This window comes from Halomonas smyrnensis AAD6 (assembly GCF_000265245.1).
Classification (GTDB): Bacteria; Pseudomonadota; Gammaproteobacteria; order Pseudomonadales; family Halomonadaceae; genus Halomonas; species Halomonas smyrnensis.
The window spans coordinates 38039-56508 of the sequence record NZ_AJKS02000003.1 but is presented as its reverse complement, the minus strand read 5'-3'; the positions used below and the strand labels follow the sequence as shown (position 1 = coordinate 56508).

19 protein-coding genes are annotated in these 18470 nt (G+C 66.8%); 6 read left to right on the top strand and 13 right to left on the bottom strand.

Annotated elements, in window-relative coordinates; genetic code table 11:
• Nucleotides 1–116: 116 nt before the first annotated feature.
• Both UYS_RS18380 and UYS_RS0204395 read left to right on the top strand, forming a co-directional pair.
• Nucleotides 117–905 (top strand): CmcJ/NvfI family oxidoreductase, encoded by a 789-nt coding sequence (locus UYS_RS18380; protein ID WP_156821541.1) that lies wholly within the window; start codon nt 117–119, stop codon nt 903–905.
• 97 nt (nt 906–1002) lie between these two features.
• Complete coding sequence (locus UYS_RS0204395) at nt 1003–1752, top strand: 2OG-Fe(II) oxygenase family protein (protein ID WP_016854286.1); 750 nt, start codon at nt 1003–1005, stop codon at nt 1750–1752.
• Between the two features lie 53 nt (nt 1753–1805).
• On the opposite strand, the gene UYS_RS0204390 is transcribed toward UYS_RS0204395, so the two are convergent.
• The 5 genes from UYS_RS0204390 to UYS_RS0204370 all read right to left on the bottom strand — a co-directional run bounded on the left by UYS_RS0204390 (nt 1806) and on the right by UYS_RS0204370 (nt 5572).
• Nucleotides 1806–2717 carry a LysR family transcriptional regulator gene (locus UYS_RS0204390; RefSeq protein ID WP_016854285.1) on the bottom strand — a complete coding sequence of 304 codons (912 nt, stop codon included), beginning with the start codon at nt 2715–2717 and terminating at the stop codon, nt 1806–1808.
• A 244-nt stretch (nt 2718–2961) separates the two neighbouring features.
• Nucleotides 2962–3678, bottom strand: coding sequence for a glutathione S-transferase family protein (locus tag UYS_RS0204385; RefSeq protein ID WP_016854284.1), 717 nt, complete (start codon nt 3676–3678; stop codon nt 2962–2964).
• A gap of 102 nt (nt 3679–3780) precedes the next feature.
• A complete protein-coding gene (locus UYS_RS0204380) occupies nt 3781–4581 on the bottom strand; it encodes an SDR family oxidoreductase (protein WP_016854283.1) in 801 nt (266 codons plus the stop codon).
• Nucleotides 4582–4607: 26 nt separating this feature from the next.
• On the bottom strand, nt 4608–4955 hold the full coding sequence (locus UYS_RS16900; RefSeq protein WP_016854282.1) for a cupin domain-containing protein: 348 nt from the start codon (nt 4953–4955) through the stop codon (nt 4608–4610).
• A 29-nt stretch (nt 4956–4984) separates the two neighbouring features.
• Nucleotides 4985–5572, bottom strand: a complete 588-nt coding sequence (locus UYS_RS0204370; RefSeq protein WP_016854281.1) for an NAD(P)H-dependent oxidoreductase — start codon at nt 5570–5572, stop codon at nt 4985–4987.
• A 289-nt stretch (nt 5573–5861) separates the two neighbouring features.
• Between UYS_RS0204370 and UYS_RS0204365 the strand changes: the two genes are divergently transcribed.
• The 4 genes from UYS_RS0204365 (at nt 5862) to UYS_RS0204350 (ending at nt 8696) form a co-directional block, all read left to right on the top strand.
• The gene (locus UYS_RS0204365; protein WP_202802766.1) at nt 5862–6176 is read left to right on the top strand and encodes a winged helix-turn-helix transcriptional regulator; all 315 of its coding nucleotides are present in this window, start codon (nt 5862–5864) and stop codon (nt 6174–6176) included.
• Between the two features lie 96 nt (nt 6177–6272).
• Nucleotides 6273–6953, top strand: a complete 681-nt coding sequence (locus UYS_RS16895; protein ID WP_237738425.1) for an IclR family transcriptional regulator — start codon at nt 6273–6275, stop codon at nt 6951–6953.
• 148 nt (nt 6954–7101) lie between these two features.
• Nucleotides 7102–7509: a GlcG/HbpS family heme-binding protein gene (locus UYS_RS0204355; RefSeq protein ID WP_016854278.1), complete on the top strand. Its 408-nt coding sequence runs from the start codon at nt 7102–7104 to the stop codon at nt 7507–7509.
• Nucleotides 7506–8696, top strand: coding sequence for an MFS transporter (locus UYS_RS0204350; RefSeq protein WP_016854277.1), 1191 nt, complete (start codon nt 7506–7508; stop codon nt 8694–8696). Before UYS_RS0204355 ends, UYS_RS0204350 begins: the two co-directional genes overlap by 4 nt.
• 131 nt (nt 8697–8827) lie before the next feature.
• Here the strand turns inward: UYS_RS0204350 and UYS_RS0204345 are convergent, their stop codons facing one another.
• The 8 genes from UYS_RS0204345 to UYS_RS16890 form a co-directional block, all read right to left on the bottom strand.
• Nucleotides 8828–10138 carry an arsenic transporter gene (locus UYS_RS0204345; protein WP_016854276.1) on the bottom strand — a complete coding sequence of 437 codons (1311 nt, stop codon included), beginning with the start codon at nt 10136–10138 and terminating at the stop codon, nt 8828–8830.
• Nucleotides 10139–10164: 26 nt separating this feature from the next.
• Nucleotides 10165–10878: an arsenical resistance protein ArsH gene (gene arsH, locus UYS_RS0204340; RefSeq protein ID WP_016854275.1), complete on the bottom strand. Its 714-nt coding sequence runs from the start codon at nt 10876–10878 to the stop codon at nt 10165–10167.
• Nucleotides 10875–11288: an arsenate reductase (glutaredoxin) gene (gene arsC, locus UYS_RS0204335; RefSeq protein ID WP_016854274.1), complete on the bottom strand. Its 414-nt coding sequence runs from the start codon at nt 11286–11288 to the stop codon at nt 10875–10877. Before arsC ends, arsH begins: the two co-directional genes overlap by 4 nt.
• The gene (locus tag UYS_RS0204330) at nt 11285–11626 is read right to left on the bottom strand and encodes an ArsR/SmtB family transcription factor (protein ID WP_016854273.1); all 342 of its coding nucleotides are present in this window, start codon (nt 11624–11626) and stop codon (nt 11285–11287) included. Before UYS_RS0204330 ends, arsC begins: the two co-directional genes overlap by 4 nt.
• Nucleotides 11627–11921: 295 nt before the next feature.
• Nucleotides 11922–13328 carry a TolC family outer membrane protein gene (locus UYS_RS0204325; RefSeq protein WP_016854272.1) on the bottom strand — a complete coding sequence of 469 codons (1407 nt, stop codon included), beginning with the start codon at nt 13326–13328 and terminating at the stop codon, nt 11922–11924.
• Between the two features lie 90 nt (nt 13329–13418).
• On the bottom strand, nt 13419–13829 hold the full coding sequence (locus UYS_RS0204320; RefSeq protein WP_016854271.1) for a hypothetical protein: 411 nt from the start codon (nt 13827–13829) through the stop codon (nt 13419–13421).
• Nucleotides 13830–13886: 57 nt separating this feature from the next.
• Nucleotides 13887–17060, bottom strand: coding sequence for an efflux RND transporter permease subunit (locus UYS_RS0204315; protein ID WP_016854270.1), 3174 nt, complete (start codon nt 17058–17060; stop codon nt 13887–13889).
• Nucleotides 17057–18367 (bottom strand): efflux RND transporter periplasmic adaptor subunit, encoded by a 1311-nt coding sequence (locus UYS_RS16890; RefSeq protein ID WP_016854269.1) that lies wholly within the window; start codon nt 18365–18367, stop codon nt 17057–17059. The genes UYS_RS0204315 and UYS_RS16890 overlap by 4 nt, the downstream gene beginning before the upstream one ends.
• Nucleotides 18368–18470 lie beyond the last annotated feature (103 nt).

Genomic DNA, 18470 nt, shown 5'->3' with positions numbered 1-18470 from the left:
TGGGCCCTGCCCTAGCCTCGGGAGGTGAGGCCGTTACTGGCAAGGAGAAGAAGAGCGTGCTGCTTCAATGACTTGCCGACGGATCGTTCATCGTGAGGGAGAGCGCTTCCATTCTCATGTCAACAGCCACATCGACACGCCTTGCCTACGTCAATTATCAGGTCGATCGCCCCGAAGGCTTGCAGATTCAGGTGGACCCTAACGGGGAGACCGGACGACGTATCGAGCCGGAGCACGATCGTCGTGGGGTCAGACTGCATGATCTTCGCGTGGTGCCGACCGATTTCGTCACGCAGGGGCTGGTCTTGCTGGAGACGCCGTCCCTTGCCGTGGATGTGCGGGACCCCGAAACACGAGACCGCCTGCACACGCCGGCGATAGAGACACTGCTCAAGCAACAGCTGGGGGCAAGCGACGTGCATGTCTTCGATCACACCCTGCGTGGCTTCGAGGGGGAACGTGTGCCGGCCCAGCATGTTCACGTCGACTATTCGTCAGATGCCGGCTCTCAGCGTCTGCGTGACGTTCTGCCACCGCTACAGGCCGAGCAATGGCTGCGCGGCCACTATGGCATCGTCAATGTGTGGCAGCCCGTGGAACATAGCGTGGAGCGCGACCCACTGGCGTTTGTGGATGTGTCTACCGTTCAGCCCGATGACTGGGTCGACATCGATATTCTCTATCCGGATCGCCGCGGTCAGATTCAGGGGCTGGTTCACAATCCCGCTCACCGCTGGTACTTCGCTTCCCGCATGCGGCCGAATGAGGCCATCCTCTTCAATGCCTTCGATAGCGCCGGCAAGCCACCCGTCGCGCATACCGCCGCCGAATTGCTGAATACCGCGCCCGAGGCGCCGACACGCACCAGTCTCGAGACGCGGGTGCTGGTGCGCTACGCCGACTGAGACTCGCGCCCTGTCGCCTGCCTCGGCTGGCGTCGGGCGACCTCAGCCGCGTGCCTGTCATCCATCACATGTTTCTCGTCAGTCAGGAGCTTTTGTCATGAGCCTGTCTTTCCATGCCGTGAGTCACGAACGCGGCTTCAATCCCAAGCCCCTCCCTATCTGGAGTGACAACGGCGAGGTGGGCGACCTCTTCGACACCGATGACGTGGCTGCCGCCACCCGCCAGGAAGTAGAGGGCGTTCCGGGCGCCTTCCAGCTACTCGACGTACTGACCCCGCGGGAAGCCGACCACTTCGTGCAGGCCGTCGAGGAGATGGGCTTCGAGGAGGACGCTCCCGTTTCCCTGCCGCGCTCGGTCCGTCATAACCATAACGTCAACTGGATCGTCAGTGAGGCGATCGACAGGGTGATCTGGTCGCGTGTGGCCTCTCTGGTCAACGAGCGTATCGACGGAGAGCAGGCCAAGGGTATCAATGCGCGCTTTCGCGTCTATCGCTATGAGGCGGGCGACTTCTTCAAGCCCCATACCGATGGGGCCTGGCCCGGCAGCCGCGTCATCGACGGTCAAGTCGTCACGGATGCCTACCCGGGCCTGATGAGCCATTACACCTTCCTGATCTTCCTGAGCGATGGCTACACCGGCGGTCGCACCGAGTTCCTGGTCAGCCGCACCGATCCCGGCAAGCCGGCCCGGTCACGCGAGGACATCCAGACCGTCTCGGTCTCGACCCCCAAGGGCGCGGTGCTGTGCTTCCCGCATGGCTCTCATCCGCAGCACTGCGTGCATGCCAGCGAACCGATCACGGAGGGGGCCAAGTACATCATCCGCAGCGATATTCTTTTCTAATCCTTGCCGAGGGCCCCTTGGTGCGGCGCCTCCTCTTGCATCTCGAGAGGCATTCAACAGGAGAGGCGCTCGCGCCGCGCCATCAAGAAATCGACCCAGGCGCGTACACGAGGGTTACTCTGATTCTCTCGGGCGAAGACGACATGAATGCCGGTATCGAAATCGGTCGATGTCACATGATAGTCCTCCAGCACCGGCACCAGATGACCCATGGCCAATTCGTGACGGATAGCCCAGAGTGGCTGGACCACCACGCCGGCTCCATCCAGCGCGGCCTGGGTGAGGATGTCGGCATTATTGGTCCGCAGAGCGCCGGATCGCGCCGAGATGCGGTGTAATATCCCCCCCTGCGTCAGCCGCCAGTAATGGTTGCTGGCGCTGTAGCTGAACGTCAGTAAACGATGTTGATCCAGATCGTTCGGCTCGCTGATCGGGGGCCTGGCTTCGAGGTAGGAGGGGGCTGCCGCCAGCATGAAACGCTGATCGGTAATGCGGCGCGCAATCAGGCTGGAGTCGTCGAGATGACCGATGCGAATGGCGACATCGAAGTCGTTCTTCACGAGGTCGACCATGTCATCGCTGCTGATGATCTCCAGGGCCACCTCGGGATACAGCTGCATGAACTCGCTCACCATTGGAGCGAGGTAGAGGCGAGAGTAGCGCCAGGGCACGGACACTCTGAGCGGCCCGGCGACGCGCTCTCCCAGGGTGTCCAGGTCGCGGGTCAGGTGCTCCACTTCGGCGAGGATGGCGCGAAAGCGCACCAAGGCATGTTCTCCGGCTGGCGATAGACGCACATGCCGGGTCGTACGAACCAGCAGGGGCTCGCCCAGGTGACGCTCCAGTTGGTTGACATGTCGTGTGGCCGTCGAGGACGCGATATCCAGCTCCCGCGCGGCCGCAGCGAAGCTCTGATGTTCGGCGACCTTGAGCAAGGTCCGCAGTTGCTGGGTCAGTTCTTTCATGGCCATCCATCGCTATCCGACGTCAATGGTCCAGCCCGCGTGATAACGTCGGTCTCGGTGTCCGCGTTGCCCCCGTGTCGGACGGGGGCTGCATCCTGAGACAGGGCTGGTTCAGCCGATATCCTGCCCACGAGGGCGTTTCGTATTCAACTGCCCCGGACACTGCCCCAGCTGCCCTTTGGACTGTCTGTCCTTGCGATGATCCTGACGTGCAAGGCTGAGCCCCAGGTTGCGTGATGGGCTCTCACTTCCTGACATCGGTGGCGAAGCGAGCGGCATTCTCCCTGAGGAACTGGCTTTCGTCGGCGTCACCCCAGAAGGCGGGCTGTGCCTTCGGGATGGTCAAGGCCTTCTGGATCTGGGGGCGCGCATCGAGCCGCTCGAACCAGGCCTTCAGGTGGTCGAGACCCTCGATCGACACCTTGGCCCAGACGTAGGCGCGGGCCCAGGGGTAGGTCGCCATGTCGGCGATGGTGTACTGATCCCCCGCCAGCCACTCGCGGCCTTCCAGGCGGGTGTTCAGGACCTCCAGCAGGCGACGGGATTCCTCCACGTAACGCGTGATGGAGAAGGGCTCCTGCTGGCCGTTGGGGGCGGCGATGCGCTGGAAGTACATGGCCTGGCCCATCATCGGGCCGATGCCGCCCATCTGGAACATCAGCCACTGCAGCGTTTCGCTGCGGGCCTTGGCCTCTCTGGGCAGGAAGCGGTCGTACTTCTCGGCCAGGTACCAGAGGATGGCACCGCTCTCGAACACGGCGAAGTCGTCGTTGCCCCGGTCGACGATGGTAGGAATGCGCCCGTTGGGATTGAGCTTGAGATAGTCGGGCGCCTTCTGCTCCTTCTTGCCGAAGTCGATGAAGGTCAATTCGTAAGGCACCTCCGCTTCCTCGAGAAAGATGACCGGCTTGTAGCCGTTCATGGTGGCGGCGGTGTACAGGTGAATATCCGGCTGTGACATGGGGAGTGTCCTCATGGGGTGACGCGATGAAGGGCGGTGCGCGTCGGGCCCGCTACCCTATTGCATCGGGCCCGACGCGCATGGCCGGTTGCCTGTGGACGGTCACATCTGACGGTCCCACAGGCTCTCCTGGTAGCGCTTCACGTCTTCCTCGAATCGTGCGGGATGCACGTTGCGGAAGGCATGCTCGTCCAGCGGGATGAGGCGAACCATCTCATCGATCATGGAGTAGGGGTCGAGCTGCAGATCGTCCCCGGCGAACAGCTGCTGGGTCTCGCGGATCGGCGCCTCGGGGGTGAAGTGCGTCTTCGGGTCGTACCACTGGTCGAGGGTGTCGTACATGCGGTCGTTGAAGCCGGTGCGGAAGGGGCCCGGGTTGATGGTGGCGACCTTCACGCCCAGCGGTGCCAGCTCTTCGTGGAGCAGCTGGGCAATGCCTTCCAGGGCATGCTTGGACGCCACATAGGGCGCCAGGTACGGGAAGGTGGTGAACCCGGCGATGGACGATACCAGCACGATCTTGCCCTGGCCGCGGTCGGCGAAGGCCTTGGCGTAAGGCTGCACGAACTCCAGCGTCGAGAAGACGTTCGTCTCGAAGACCTTGCGCACGCGGGCCACGGGAATCTCGGCGATGGGGCCGGTCTCGCCGATCGCCGCGTTAGCCACCACGACATCCACCTCGGCGCCGTAGCGCGCAAAGACGCTGTCGCGATCCTGGGCATCGGTGATGTCGAGTTTCTCGACCTCCAGGTCAACGCCCTGCTGCTGCGCCTTTTCCTTCAGGGCCGACACCTGGGGCCAGATCTCCACCGTGGCAATCACCCGGTGCCCTTGTTGCGCCAGTGCCAGTGCCGCCCCTTCCGCCAGGCCGCTGCCGGCCCCGCTCATCAGAATGGTTTTCATCGTCTCTCTCCTCGAGATAAGTGGGATTACGCCAGGTCGTCGCGATCCAGGCGCTCGAAAATGATGGCCTCGACGGGCGTCGCGCCGACGTTGGTCACCTGGTGCGCCCAGGCCTCGTTGTGCATGACGTCGCCTGCCACCACGTCCCGCTCCACGACATCGCCGCTTTCCAGTGCGATGCGCAGGCGGCCGGCGGAGAGGAAGTAGACGATCTCCTCCGGATGGCGGTGAGGCGCATCGGCGGCCCCGGGGGCCATGGTCATGTGTACCAGGCGTGTCTCGCCGGTGTTGATGAGCTCGCGATAGAACTCCGGGGAGGCCTGGTCGGCCAGCGGTACCGGGCGCCCAGCGTCGGGCCATTGAGGCGTTGTCATGGGGGATTCTCCTGAGTGTGACGGATGCATCAGCCGAAGACGCGCTCGAGGTGGGCGTCGAAGCGGGCGAGGTCGCTGTCGATATCGGGGTTCTTCATCACGTCGTAGGCGCCGAAGGTCGGCAGGGCGCTCATGTCGAAGAAGCGTGCGTTCAGATGCACGGGGGCGACCAGGTCATCCAGCGACTTGCCGGCGAAGAAGGGTTCGTCGGGATCGTTGAAGGCCTCGGCCGGGGCGTTGAGCGTGACGCTGAGCATGTACTGTGTGCCGGTGAGAGTGCCGCCCAGCCCGTAGTTCTCCTTCGGCTTCTCGGCGGTGCGCCCGTCGCCCTCGCAGAAGCGGCCGTCCATGCCGGCGGTATAGACCTCATCCATGTACTTCTTGAAGGACCAGGGCACCATCATCCAGTTGATCGGGAACTGCATGATCACGACGTCGGCCCACTGGTGGGCGGTGATCGCCTCCTCGACGTCATACCCTTCGGCGATGCGGCTGACGCGCACCTCGTGCCCCTGGTCGTCAAGCCAGGAGCGCGCGCGCTCGACGAGGCTGTCGTTGAGCGTGCCCTTGGCAAACGGATAGGGCTGGTGTCCGTTGATGATCAAGATCTTACGCATGAAATCCTCCGCCACGACGGGCAACGAGTAGTGGATCAACAAGCTCTGCAGGCGTTAAGATGACGCGAGGGGTAACCAAAAACAACTAGTATACTTTTGGTAACCTTGCTCTTCGGAGGACCGACCGGGCCCGCCCCGGGATGGCCCCTTCCGGGGAGCCCTCGGGAATCGATGAGCGGTTTCAGGCCCAGAACCCGATTGGCGCTGGGCAGACACGACAGGAGGTGTGCGATTGGATGCGTTTGTGACGGAAGATCCGAAAGGCCGGCGCCGGGTCGCGGCGCCCTGCATGGAACCCTGCGCCATCGAGAAGGGCATGCGCGTGCTCGGTGGCAAGTGGACGGGGTCCTTGCTGTGGCACATCAAGGACGGGCCGGTAAGGTTCAACGACCTGGCCCGGATGGTGGGCGGTGCCAGCAAGAAGATGATCACCGAGCGACTGCGCTTCCTCGAGGCGAAGGGATTGATCTCCCGCCACGTGCGCGAGACGTCCCCGGTGATCGTGGAATATGCGATCACGCCGCTGGGGGAGACGGCCATCAAGGTGCTCGATGAGTTGCGCGAATGGAGCGAGTCCTTGCCGGCCGATGTCGTGGCGGAGTGACGGCACCATGTACAGGATCTCGGGGCGATCACCGCGACCTCCAGGAGGCCTCATGACGCGGCCCCAGCGGCACGACGAGGCATGCCCGTGACCAGGATGATCCAGTCGGTATCACGCAGCTTCCTGCTGCTGGAGGCGCTACGTCACGCAGATAGGCCGCAGACACTGGCGAGCCTCAGTGCCGAGGCGGGCCTGAGCAAGACCACCGTCCATGGGCTGCTGGATACCCTGGTGGCGCTGGGCTACGTGCGTCGTCTGTCCGAGGGATACTGGCTCGGCCTGCGACTCGATGAGCTGGCCGAGCCCCTGGCGCAGGAGCGCGAGCAGCTCCGCCAGCACTACCGCGCGCTGCTGGACGAGGCCGCGGCGCTGAGTGACGAGACCGTCTATCTGGCCACCCCCTGCGGCAGCCAGGAGTACCTGTATCTCGAGGCCGTGGAGGGTCGGCAGCCGCGTCGCGTCCAGAGTCCTCGAGGGCGCCGGGAATCGTTGCGTCATTCGGCGATCGGCCATGTCTTCCTGGCCAACGATGACGACCTGCTGCGCCAGGTCAGGCGCGATGGCCCCCTGAGCGATGCGCAGGAGGCCCGGCTTCGGGAGGTCAGCGCCCGCGGCTTCGCGCTGGACCTCGAGGACGTCGAGGCGGGCCTTTGCTGCCTGGCGATCCCCTTGCGGCAGCGGGGCGACTGCGTGGCGGCACTGGGCATGGCGGGCCCGGCCTCGCGCTGGTCGCCGTCGCGGCTGAATCGGTTGGCGAAGCAGCTGCTGGCGCGCTGATCCTGCTGTCCGTCTCGCCGTTCGACATTGTCGAATCCTGGTCGGCATCCGCCGCTCCCCCCTGTGCCTGCCTGCGCGGCATCGGCATGCTCCTCACCGCGTCGTCGCCGACGGCGCTGATCTTGACCAGATTCTTGAGGAGAATGACATGCCCCTTGACGATGCCCACCACATCATCGCCGGTATCCGCCAGGCCGCCGCCGATGAGGGATTCGCCGTCTCGCTGGCCATCGTGGACGCCAGCGGCCTCCAGGTCGCCTTCGAACGCATGGATGGCGCGGTCCCCGGCAGTATCGATGTCGCGATCAAGAAGGCGCGCACGGCGTCGCTGTTCCAGACCGACAGTGCCCAGCTGGGCCAGATCGCCGCCCCGGGGGAGGCCGTCTATACCCTGGAGAACACCAACGGGGGCCTGATCAGCTTCGGGGGCGGCGTGGTGCTGCGCGATGCACAACGGCGCGTGGTCGGGGCGGTCGGCGTGGCCGGCGCGACCGTCGAGCTGGACGAGACCCTTGCCCAGCTGGGGCCGCGCCTGATGGCCCGGGAGGCGGCATGATGCGCGGCCAGCATCCTGCCGTCCTGGCATTGGCGGTGGCCGCCTTTGCCATCGGCATGGCGGAGTTCATCGTGGTCGGGGTGCTGCCCGCGATCGCCTCCGATCTCGGCGTCACTCAGGATCGTGCCGGCGCGCTGGTGAGTGGCTACGCCCTGGCCCTGGCGATCGGCACGCCGCTGCTCATGTTGACGCTGTCCCGCTTTGCGCCGCGTCGGGTGCTGACGGGGCTGATGGCGCTCTTCGTGATCGGCAACCTGCTGGCGGTCGTCGCCCAGGACTTCACCAGCCTGATGCTCGGTCGCATCATCACCGCCGTGGCGCATGGTGCCCTGTTCGCCTTGGGGGCCACCGTGGCCAGTCGGCTGGCGCCGGAGGGGCGATCCGGCAGTGCCATCGCGCTGATGTTCTCGGGGCTGACGCTGGCCATGGTCGTGGGCGTGCCAATCGGCAGCCTGCTGGGGAACGGCATGGGGTGGCGGATGCCCTTCGTGGCGATTCTGGCCCTGGCGGCCATCGCGCTCATCGCGCTGTGGCGTTGGGTCCCGGCCTCGCTGGCGGCTCAGCCGACGGGGAGCTGGGGGGAGCAGCTGTCGGCCCTCGGGCATCCGGTCATCGTGTTGACCATGACGCTGACGGCGCTGGGCTTCGGGGCGACCTTCCCGCTGTTTACCTACATCAGCGCCTGGCTGACCGAGCAGACGGGCTTCTCCACGGCGGCCGCCAGTGGCCTGCTGGTGGTCTTCGGTGGCGCGACTCTCGTCGGCAACCTGATGGGCGGGCGGCTGGTCGGCGCCATCGGCTGGCGGCGCACGGCCGCCTGGTTGCTGGTCGGTCTGGCGGCGATCCTGGCGATCATCCACGCCTGGGGCGAGGCGAGGTGGCTGATGCCGGTTTGGCTGGCGGTGTGGGGCGCCTTGGCCTTCGGGCTGTCGCCGGCCTTTCAGTCCGGCATGCTGGCCGCGGCCGGGCAGCATCGGCCGCGGGCGGTGGCCTTCGCCTCGGCGCTCAACATCTCCTCGTTCAACATCGGCATCTCGGCCGGTTCCGCCGTGGGGAGTGCGCTGGTCGCACAGCAGGCGCTGGAGATGACGCCGCTGGCCGGCAGTGGCCTGGCGATGCTGGCGCTGGGGGCGCTGTGGCTCCAGGGGCGGGTGAACCGCTCCCGAGTCGCCGAGGCGATGGCGTGATGGAGCCGTCGTTCGACAAGGCCACGGCCCCTTGGCGTAGGGGGCCTGGTAGCGGGCGGGGGCTACCGTCATGAAAGGGGATCGGCGGGTCCTCTCGGCCGTCGGGGCCGAGAGGCGGATTCCTCTTATCGTCAGCTCGACGGCAGCATGGGCAGCCAGAGGGCCAGGGCCACCAGGGCGGCCAGCAGCACCGGCGGGGTGATGATCAGCCCGACCTTCATGTACTGCCCCCAGCCGATGCGGTAGCCCTTGCCGGCCAGCACGTGCAGCCAGAGCAGGGTGGCGAGGCTGCCGATGGGCGTGAACTTGGGCCCCAGGTCGTTGCCGATGATGTTGGCATAGACCATCAGCTGCTGGGTCGTCGCCGAGACCTGGGCCTGGTCGATGGCCAGCGCCCCCACCAGGGTCGAGGGCATGTTGTTCATCAGCGAGGCGAGGAGCGCCGAGGCGAACCCGGTCCCCACGGTGGCCACGAAGGCGCCCTGGCCGCCGAGCCATTCCAGCACCGAGGCGGCCTCGGCGGTCAGCCAGGCATTGCCCAGGCCATAGACCACCAGGTACATGCCCAGCGAGAACAGCACGATCTGCCAGGGGGCATCGCCGATGACCTTCCTGAGCGAGATGACGTACAGGTGGCTCGAGGTGAACCAGCGTCCGGCGATGGCCATCAGCACCAGGGCCGCCACCCCCATGATGGCGGCGAACGGGACCTGCCAGCGGGTGGTCAGGAACAGCGCGATCAGCAGCCCGGCGAGCAGCGGGAAGGCGGCGCGGAAGACCTGGCGGTCGCGGATCGCCGTGGCCGGCGCCTCGAGCCGCTCGACGTCGTAGCGGCCCGGCACGTCGTGGCGGAAGTACCAGCCAAGCACCGCCAGCGTGGCCAGAAGCGACACCAGATCGACCGGCACCATCACCTGGGCATAGCGCGAGAAGCCGATATCGAAGTAGTTGGCGCTGACGATGTTCACCAGGTTGGAGATGACCAGCGGCAGGCTGGTCGAGTCGGCGACGAAGCCGGTGGCGATGATGAAGGCCAGGGCGGCCCCGGGGCGGAAGTCGAGACGCGTCAGGATGGCGACGACGATCGGCGTCAGCAGCAGGGCGGCGCCGTCGTTGGCGAACACCGCGGCGATCATGGCTCCGAGGATCACGATCAGCGGAAACAGCAGCCGCCCTCGGCCGTTGCCCCAGCGGGCGATGTGCAGGGCGGCCCAGGCGAAGAAGCCGGCCTCGTCGAGGATCAGCGAGATGATGATCAGTGCCACGAAGGTGAAGGTGGCATCCCAGACGATGTGCCAGACCGTGCCTAGGTCGCCCCAGTCGACGACCCCGGTGGCCAGCGCCACCGCGGCGCCCCCCAGGGCGCTCCAGCCGATACCGAGCCCCCTGGGCTGCCAGATGACCAGCACCAGGGTGACCACGAAGATGGCGAATGCCAGCATGCAGGACTCCTTTCCGGGATGTGGACTCAGTGCGTCGACTGGTTGACGCGGCGGGATACCGCCTCGGCGCTCTCGACCCGCTCCGAATAGCGGTCGGTCAGGTAGGCGGCTCGCCCCCGGGTCAGCCAGGTGAACTTCACCAGCTCCTCGCAGACGTCGACCACCCGCAGGTAGAGCGGCGACAGGCGCATGCGCCCGGCCTCGTCGAACTCGTTGAAGGCCCTCGGCACCGAGGACTGGTTGGGGATGGTCAGCATGCGCATCCAGCGGCCGAGGATGCGCAGCTGATTGACGGCATTGAAGCTCTGGCTGCCGCCGGAGACCTCCATCACCGCCAGCGTCTTGCCCTGGGTCGGCCGAACGCCGCCCAGGGCCAGGGGGATCCAGTCGATCTGGGCCTTCATGATGCCGGTCATGGCGCCGTGGCGTTCGGGGCTGACCCACAGCATGCCTTCGCTCCACTCGGCCAGCTCGCGCAATTCCCGCACCTTGGGGTGGTCGCTGTCGGCGTCGTCCGGCAGCGGCAGGCCGGAGGGGTCGAAGGTGCGCACCTCGCAGCCGTACCAGCGCAGCAGGCGTGCCGCTTCCTCGGCAAGCAGGCGCGAATAGGAGCGCTCGCGCAGCGAGCCGTACAGCACCAGAAGACGTGGGGCGTGATGCGGCTCGTCGGGACCCACCAGCGCGTCGGTATCGATGGGGCGCAAGAGCTCGGGGTCGATGTTGGGGAGGTCGGACGTCATGACGCAGGTGCCTCGAAACGGATGAATTCGCCGTCCTCCTTGGTGAACTCGGCGACGGGGTTCGGCAGCAGTCCCAGTACCGTCTCCGACGGCCGGCACAGGCGGGTGCCCCGTTCTGTCACCACGATGGGACGATTGATCAGGATGGGGTGGGCCAGCATGGCATCGATCAACTGCTCGTCGCTCAGCGCCGGGTCGTCCAGCCCCAGGTCATCAAAGGGCGTGCCCTTGCGGCGCAGCAGTTCACGAGGCGTGATGGCCATGTCGGCCAGCAGCTCCCGCAGCTTTTCGCGCCTGGGCGGCGTCGTCAGGTAGTCGATGACGTGGGGCTCCTCGCCGGAGGCGCGGAGCATGGCCAGGGTGTTGCGGGAGGTCCCGCACGCCGGGTTGTGATAGATCACGCTGATCATTTCGCAGTGTCCTTTGAAGGGCGGCAGCAAGGCTGGAGTTCCTCGAGCAACGGTTCGCAGAGCTCGGGGCTGCCGGCACAGCAATCGCGCACCAGGAAGCTGAGCGTCTCGCGCATGTGGTCGAGGCTGGCGCGGTAGATCACCGAACGGCTATGGCGGCGCGAGACCACCAGCCCCGCTCGGGACAGCACGCCCAGGTGGGTCGACATGGTGTTGTGCGGCACTTCCATCAGTCTGGCGATCTCGCCGGCTGGCAGGCCTTCCGGTTCGTGGCGTACCAGCAGGCGAAAGGTCTCCAGCCGGGTCGCCTGGGAGAGGGCCGTGAAGGCCTCGAGCATTTTTTTGGTGTCCATATGTCTAGAATTACAGAAATATTGGGTGACCACAAGGGCGTGCGGGGAACCCTTGTCACCAGCGTGCCGTGAATCGAGGACAGAAATGCCGGGCCAGCCCGTCAAGAACGGAGCGGCGTGTCACTTCATCGCCCGGGCGTGCCGGGCTGCGACGGGGAATATCGGGCGACCATCACCGGCACGTCATCCCGCCCAAGGCGGAGAGGCGTTCACGGGCCTCGATACGCAAGGACGTTCGAGGCCACTGACCCGAGCGCGCCTCTGGAACCCACTATCGGGCTCAGGCATCCGGCGCCGAGGGGCTCACGGAGACCGTGGCTTCGGCCGTGAGCCAGCCATTGAGCGTGGCGAGAAAGTCGATGTCCAGGCTGCCCGCCTGTTGGTGAAGGTTCAGCCGATTGATGACATGATCCAAGCGCGCCTCGGCGTGGGCGGCCACCGCATCGTAGAGGTTCTGCTCGGCGTTCAAGACATCGACGATGTTGCGGGTGCCCACCTCGTAGCCGGCTCGGGTAGCCTCCAGGGCGCTCTGGTTGGAGACGATGGCCTGGGCCCGCGCCTCCACCGTGGCCACGTCGTTGTGCACCTGGGTGAACAGCGAGCGTACCCGGCGGATGGTCTCTCGACGCCGGTCCTCGAGGTCGTACTGGCTGGCCTCCAGCGCGTAGGTGGACTGGCGAATGCCGGCGCTGGTGCGCCCGCCGGTGTATAGCGGCAGGCTCACCCGAGCGCCGACCTGGCTGGCGGAGGTATGGCCGTCCAGCTCCTCACGATCGTCGTCGCTGAACTGGTAGCTGGCGAAGGCCTCGACCACCGGCAGACGCTGGGCCCGGGCGATGTCCACGGCGTCCTCGGAAACCTCGACGCCGGCCTGGCTGGCCAGCACCAGCGGGCTGTTGTCCATCGCCAGGTCGACCCAGGCGTCGCGGCGCGTGGGCGCCGGCGGGTTCACCGGCATCGCGTCCTGCAAGGCGTCGATGCTGTCGTAGCGCTGGCCGGTGAGCCGCTCCAGGGTCTCGAAGCTGACCTGCAGGTCGTTCTCGGCGGCGATGCGGTCGGCGCGGGACTGGTCGAAGCTTGCCCGGGCCTCTTCCACCTCGGTGATGGCAATCAGGCCGACGTCGAACTGCTCCTGGGCCTGCTCGAGCTGGCGACCGATGGCCCGCTCCTGGGCGCGGCGCGCCTCGAGGATGGCGTGGGCGCGCAGGATGTCGAAGTAGGCCGAGCCGACATCGACCAGCACCTGCTGCTCGGTGGCGGCCAGGCGATAGGTCTGCTGGTCGAGCTGGCGCTCGGCCCGTTCGAGCTCGGCGCCGTTGCGAGCGTCATACAGCGCCTGCGTCGCGGCCAGGGTCAGCGCCGCGCCGTTGTAGTCCTCGTCCTGCCTCCCGCCGGTGCCGGCGAGGGAGGAGCCTGGGCTCTCGTACTGGCGGTCGTGGGTGATCTCGCCCGAGGCCTCGAGCTGCGGGCGCAGGTCCGCGCGGGCCAGGTCGATGCCCGCCTGCACGCCACCGGACTGGGCGCGCGCCGAGGCCAGGGTGCTGTTGTGCTCGAGGGCATCGTGGCTGATGGTGAGCAGGTCAGCGGCGGACGCGGGCCCCGCCAGCAGGCTCACGACGGTGAGCACGCCCGCACGGTAGGGCCAGCGGTGGCGTCGGTATCGGGTCAACAAGGCGGTGTGTTTCATCTTTCAGGTCCTGTCCAGGTTCCTCGAGGCCTGCGGCCGGAGGGGCAAAGGGGTCTCGTGCGGCAGGGCGCCGCGGGCACATCCCGGCCTTCAGGCGTCGCGAATATCGTCGACGGAGAGGGCGGTCATCAGGAAGTCGCCGCTGGCGATATCCAGTTCCCAGCGCTGCTCCTGCACCACCTGCCGGACATCGCCATTGCGCAGGGCCGTGCGTTCCAGCACGCGCAACGCGACACGCACCCGGTAGTCGCCCTTGCGACGGCTGCGAACCCTGAGCGGAACATGGCTGCTCAGCAGGATCTCGCCGTCTCTCGAGGCCCAGGCGTCCAGGCACTCGGCAACCGTTCGACTCTCGCCGAGCAGGCGGATCGTGGCGTCGGGAGCGATCAGCTCCGCCAGGGTCGCGGCCGGGGCATTGCGGTTCCTGAGCGAGAACCAGCGATGGGCGAAGCATTCGATCTCGGCCTCGAGGGCCATGTCATCATGAAAGTCGGTCTGCATCTTGCCTCCAGGGGTGGCAGGGAAAACGGGGCCGGCCGTTTGGCCGGCCCCTGAACCTCACTCGGTGGCGTCGGCGAGTGGCGGGGGCGTGGCGGGCTGGCGCCGTTCCACCAGGCGACGCATGCCCACGTAGAACAGCGGGGTCAGCAACAGCCCGAACAGGGTCACGCCGATCATGCCGTAGAAGACGGCGACGCCCATGGCCTGGCGCATCTCGCTGCCGGCGCCGCCGGCGAGCATCAGCGGGATGACGCCGGCGGTGAAGGCCACCGAGGTCATCAGGATCGGGCGCAGGCGCAGGCGGCAGGCGGTCAGCACGGCCTCGACCCGCGACTGTCCCGAGAGTTGCTGCTCGCGGGCGAACTCGACCAGCAGGATGGCGTTCTTGCAGGCCAGTGCCACCAGCACGATCAGCCCGACGCGGGTGAAGATGTTGTTGTCGCCGCCGGTCAGCCAGACGCCGGCCATGGCGGACAGCAGCGTCATCGGCACGATGAGGATGATCGAGAAGGGCAGCGACCAGCTCTCGTACTGGGCCGCCAGCACCAGGAACACCAGCAGCACCACCAGCGGGAAGACATAGATCATGGTGTTGCCGGCCAGCACCTGCTGGTAGGTCACCTCGGTCCATTCGTAGTCCACGCCCGCCGGCAGGGTGTTCGCCAGCACGTCCTCGATCGCCTGCTTGGCCTCGTCGCTCGAGTAGCCGGGCGCCGGCGAGCCGTTGATGTCGGCACTGACGAAGGTGTTGTAGTGCATGACCCGATCGGGACCGGTGGTCGGGGTGACCTCGACGAAGCTGCCCAGCGGGATCATGCGCCCGTCGTTGCTGCGCACCTTGAGCCGTCGAATCGCCTCGGCGTCGAGGCGGTACTCGGCGTCGGCCTGGGCACGCACCTGGTAGGTGCGTCCGAACTGGTTGATGTCGTTGACGTACAGCGAGCCCAGGTAGACCTGCAGGGTGTCGAAGACCGCGTCCAGGGAGACGTTCATCACCAGGGCCTGCTCGCGATCCACGTCGACATCGAACTGCGGCACCTGAATGCGATAGCTCGAGTAGACACCGGTCAGGCGCGGGTCCTGATTGGCGGCATCGACCACGGCCTGGGTGGCATCGAACAGCCCGTTGAAGCCGACGTTGCCGCGATCCTGCAGCTGCAGCTTGAAGCCGCCGGTGGAGCCCAGGCCGAGGATCGGCGGCGGCGGGAAGACCGCCACGTAGGCCTCGTCGATCTGGGCGAACTGGGCGTTGAGCTTGGCGGCGATGGCGCTGGCGGAGAGCTCCGGCGATTGGCGGTCCTCGAAGCCCTCCAGGGTGGTGAAGACGATCCCGGAGTTCGAGGCGTTGACGAAGCCGTTCACCGAGAGGCCGGGGAAGGCCACGGTGTGGGCGACGCCCGGGGTATTCAGCGCGATTTCCTGCATCTCGCTGATCACCTCGCTGGTGCGGTCCAGGCTGGCCGCATCCGGCAGTTGCGCCATGGCGACCAGGTACTGCTTGTCCTGGGCGGGGATGAAGCCGCCGGGCACCTCCTGGAAGACCTTGCCGGTCAGGCCGAGCAGCGCCACGTAGCCGACGCCGACGATCAGGCCGAAGCGCAGCAGGCGACGGATCAGGCCGGTGTAGCCCCGTGACATGGCGGTGAAGGCCCGGTTGAAGGGCGTGAACAGCCAGCGGCCGAACAGCATGTCGATGCCTCGGGTCAGCCAGTCCGGCTTGCTGCCATGGGGCTTGAGCAGCAGGGCCGACAGGGCCGGCGACAGGGTCAGCGAATTGAAGGCCGAGATCAGGGTCGAGATGGTGATGGTCAGGGCGAACTGCTGGTAGAACTGGCCGGTCAGGCCGCTGATGAAGGCCGTGGGCACGAAGACCGCGGTCAACACCAGGGCGATGGCGATGATCGGGCCGGTGACCTCGCGCATGGCGATCTGGGTCGCCTCGAACGGCGAGTGGCCGAGCTCGATGTTCCGCTCGACGTTCTCCACCACCACGATGGCATCATCGACCACGATGCCGATGGCGAGCACCAGGCCGAACAGCGACAGCGTGTTGATCGAGACGCCGATCATCTGCATGACGGCGAAGGTGCCGATCAGGGAGACGGGAACGGCGATGAGCGGGATCAGCGAGGCGCGCCAGGTCTGCAGGAACAGCACCACGACGACCACCACCAGCAGCACCGCCTCCAGCAGGGTGTGCACCACCGCCTCGATGGAACCGCGCACGAAGACCGTCGGATCGTAGGCGATGTCGTATTCCACGCCGTCCGGGAAGGCCTGTTCGGCCTCGGCCATGTAGCCGCGCACCGCATCGGACAGGGCGATGGCGTTGGAGCCGGGGCGCTGGAAGACCGGCATGGCCACGGCGTCCTTGCCATCCAGCTGCGAACGCAGCGCGTACTGATCGGCGCCGAGCTCGACCCGAGCCACGTCGGCGAGGCGCGTGATGCGGCCATCATCGTCGACCGCAATCACGATGTCGCGGAACTCCTCGGGCGATGACAGGCGGCCCTTGACGTTGAGCAGGCGCTGGAACTGGCTTTCGCTGGGAGCCGGCTGGGCACCCAGGCTGCCGGCCGCCACCTGCTGGTTCTGTTCGCGCAGGGCCGCGACCACGTCGCCGGCACTGAGGTTGCGGGAGGCGACGGCATCCGGATCGAGCCAGACCCGCATGGCATATTCGCCGGCACCGAACAGCTGAACGTCGCCGACGCCGTCCAGGCGGGCGATGTCGTCCTGCAGGTTGAGGCGCGCGTAGTTGGACAGCCACAGCTGGTCATAGCGGCCATCCGGCGAGGTCAGGTGGACCACCATGGTCAGGTTGGGCGACGACTTCTCCGTCGTCACGCCCAGGGCCTGCACCTCCTGCGGGAGGCGCGGCGTGGCCCGGGCCACCCGGTTCTGGACGTTGACCTGGGCCTGGTCGAGATCGGTGCCCAGGGCAAAGGTCACCGTCAGGGTCAGGTTGCCGTCGGCGGTGGACTGGGAGTCCATGTACAGCATGCCTTCGACCCCGGTGATCTCCTGCTCCAGGGGCGTGGCGACGGTCTTGGCGATGACTTCCGGATTGGCCCCGGGGTAGTTGGCCTTGACCACCACGGTCGGCGGTACCACCTGGGGATACTCCGAGACCGGCAGCTTGAACAGCGCCAGGCTGCCGGCCACCACGATCAGGATCGACAGCACCGCGGCGAAGATCGGACGTCGAATGAAGAAGCTCGAGACGTTCATGACCGCTCCTGATCCTGACGGTCCTGCTCGGTCACGACGAGCGGGGGTGCCTCGTCGACCGCCTGCGGGCCCTCCAGCTGTCGGGCCAGCTGCGTGGTGCGTTCGCGCAGCCGTTCGAGCGGCGTGCGATCCGGTCCGTCGACGATCTCTGCGGTGACCGCCATGCCGGGCCCGACCTTGGCAGGGCCGGCGGCGACCACGGGTTCGCCCCCCTGGAGACCGGAGGTGATCTCGCGCCAGGCGCCGAAGCGGCTGCCGGTGGTGACCTGGCGGTAGGCGAGGGCACCGTCTTCCTCGGCCACCAGCACGAAGCGGGCGTCCAGATCCGTGCCGATGGCGCGATCGGGGATCAGCACCCCCTCATGCTGTGAGGCGGCGGTGAGCCTGACGCGAGCAAAGGCACCGGGACGAAGCGAGGCATGGTCGGCATCGAGGCGCGCCCGCACCCGCAGGGTGCCGGTCGCCGGGTCGACCCGGTTGTCGATGAAGTCGAGCCGGCCCTCGAAGGCGAAGTCATCCTGTCCGGCCAGCTGCAGGCTCACCGGCCAGTCCTGATCGGCGTCGAGGCTGGCGAAGGCGCGATTCCAGGTGCGTTCGTCGATATCGAAGTAGGCATCGACCTGATCGGTGCTGACGAGGGTGGTCAGCACGCTCTGGCCGGCGGTGACCACGTTGCCCTCGGTCAGGTCGGCCCGGGAGACGCGACCGCTGATGGGTGCCGTCACCACGGCATGCTCGAGGTCCAGGCGAGCCCTGTCGAGCTGGGCCTGGAGGGTGGCCACCTGGGCATGTTGCGCCCGGGCGTTGGCGCGACGCGCGTCGGCCTCTTCGCGAGCCATCAGATTGCGCTGAACAAGCTGCGCGGCGCGATTGGCCTCGCCGTCCACCCTGGCCTGCTCGGCTCGCCCGCGGGCCAGCTGGGCCTCGAGCTCGCGCACACGGGCCTCGAAGGGGGCGAGGTCGAGGCGTACCAGCGGCTGGCCCTGCTCGACGAGGCTGCCTTCCTCGAACAGCACCTCGTCCACCTGACCGGTGACACGCGGGCGCAGGGTCACCCGCTCGGGGGCCTCGAGCCGCGTGGTATAACGGTACCATTGGGCGATCGGCTGCTTGACCGCCTCCACGACCTCCACGGAAGGCGGCTGGCTGGCCTCGCTCGTCTGTGAAGCATCGCCCTGGCTCGGCTGACAGCCTGCCAGCAGGGCGCCGAAGGCGGTCAGCGCCACCAGATACAGGCCCTGGCGCGCCGTGCGACGGGGCCATGAAGGAGGCCGGTTGGCCCCGACGGGGGGAATGTTGTTAGACATAAGTCGAATCCATGTGGCAATGGACGGGAGTCTAACGATTCATGTCGCCTTGAATTAGTGCGGTCGGTCGCACAAGATTGTTGCCGAAAATGCACTCTATGAC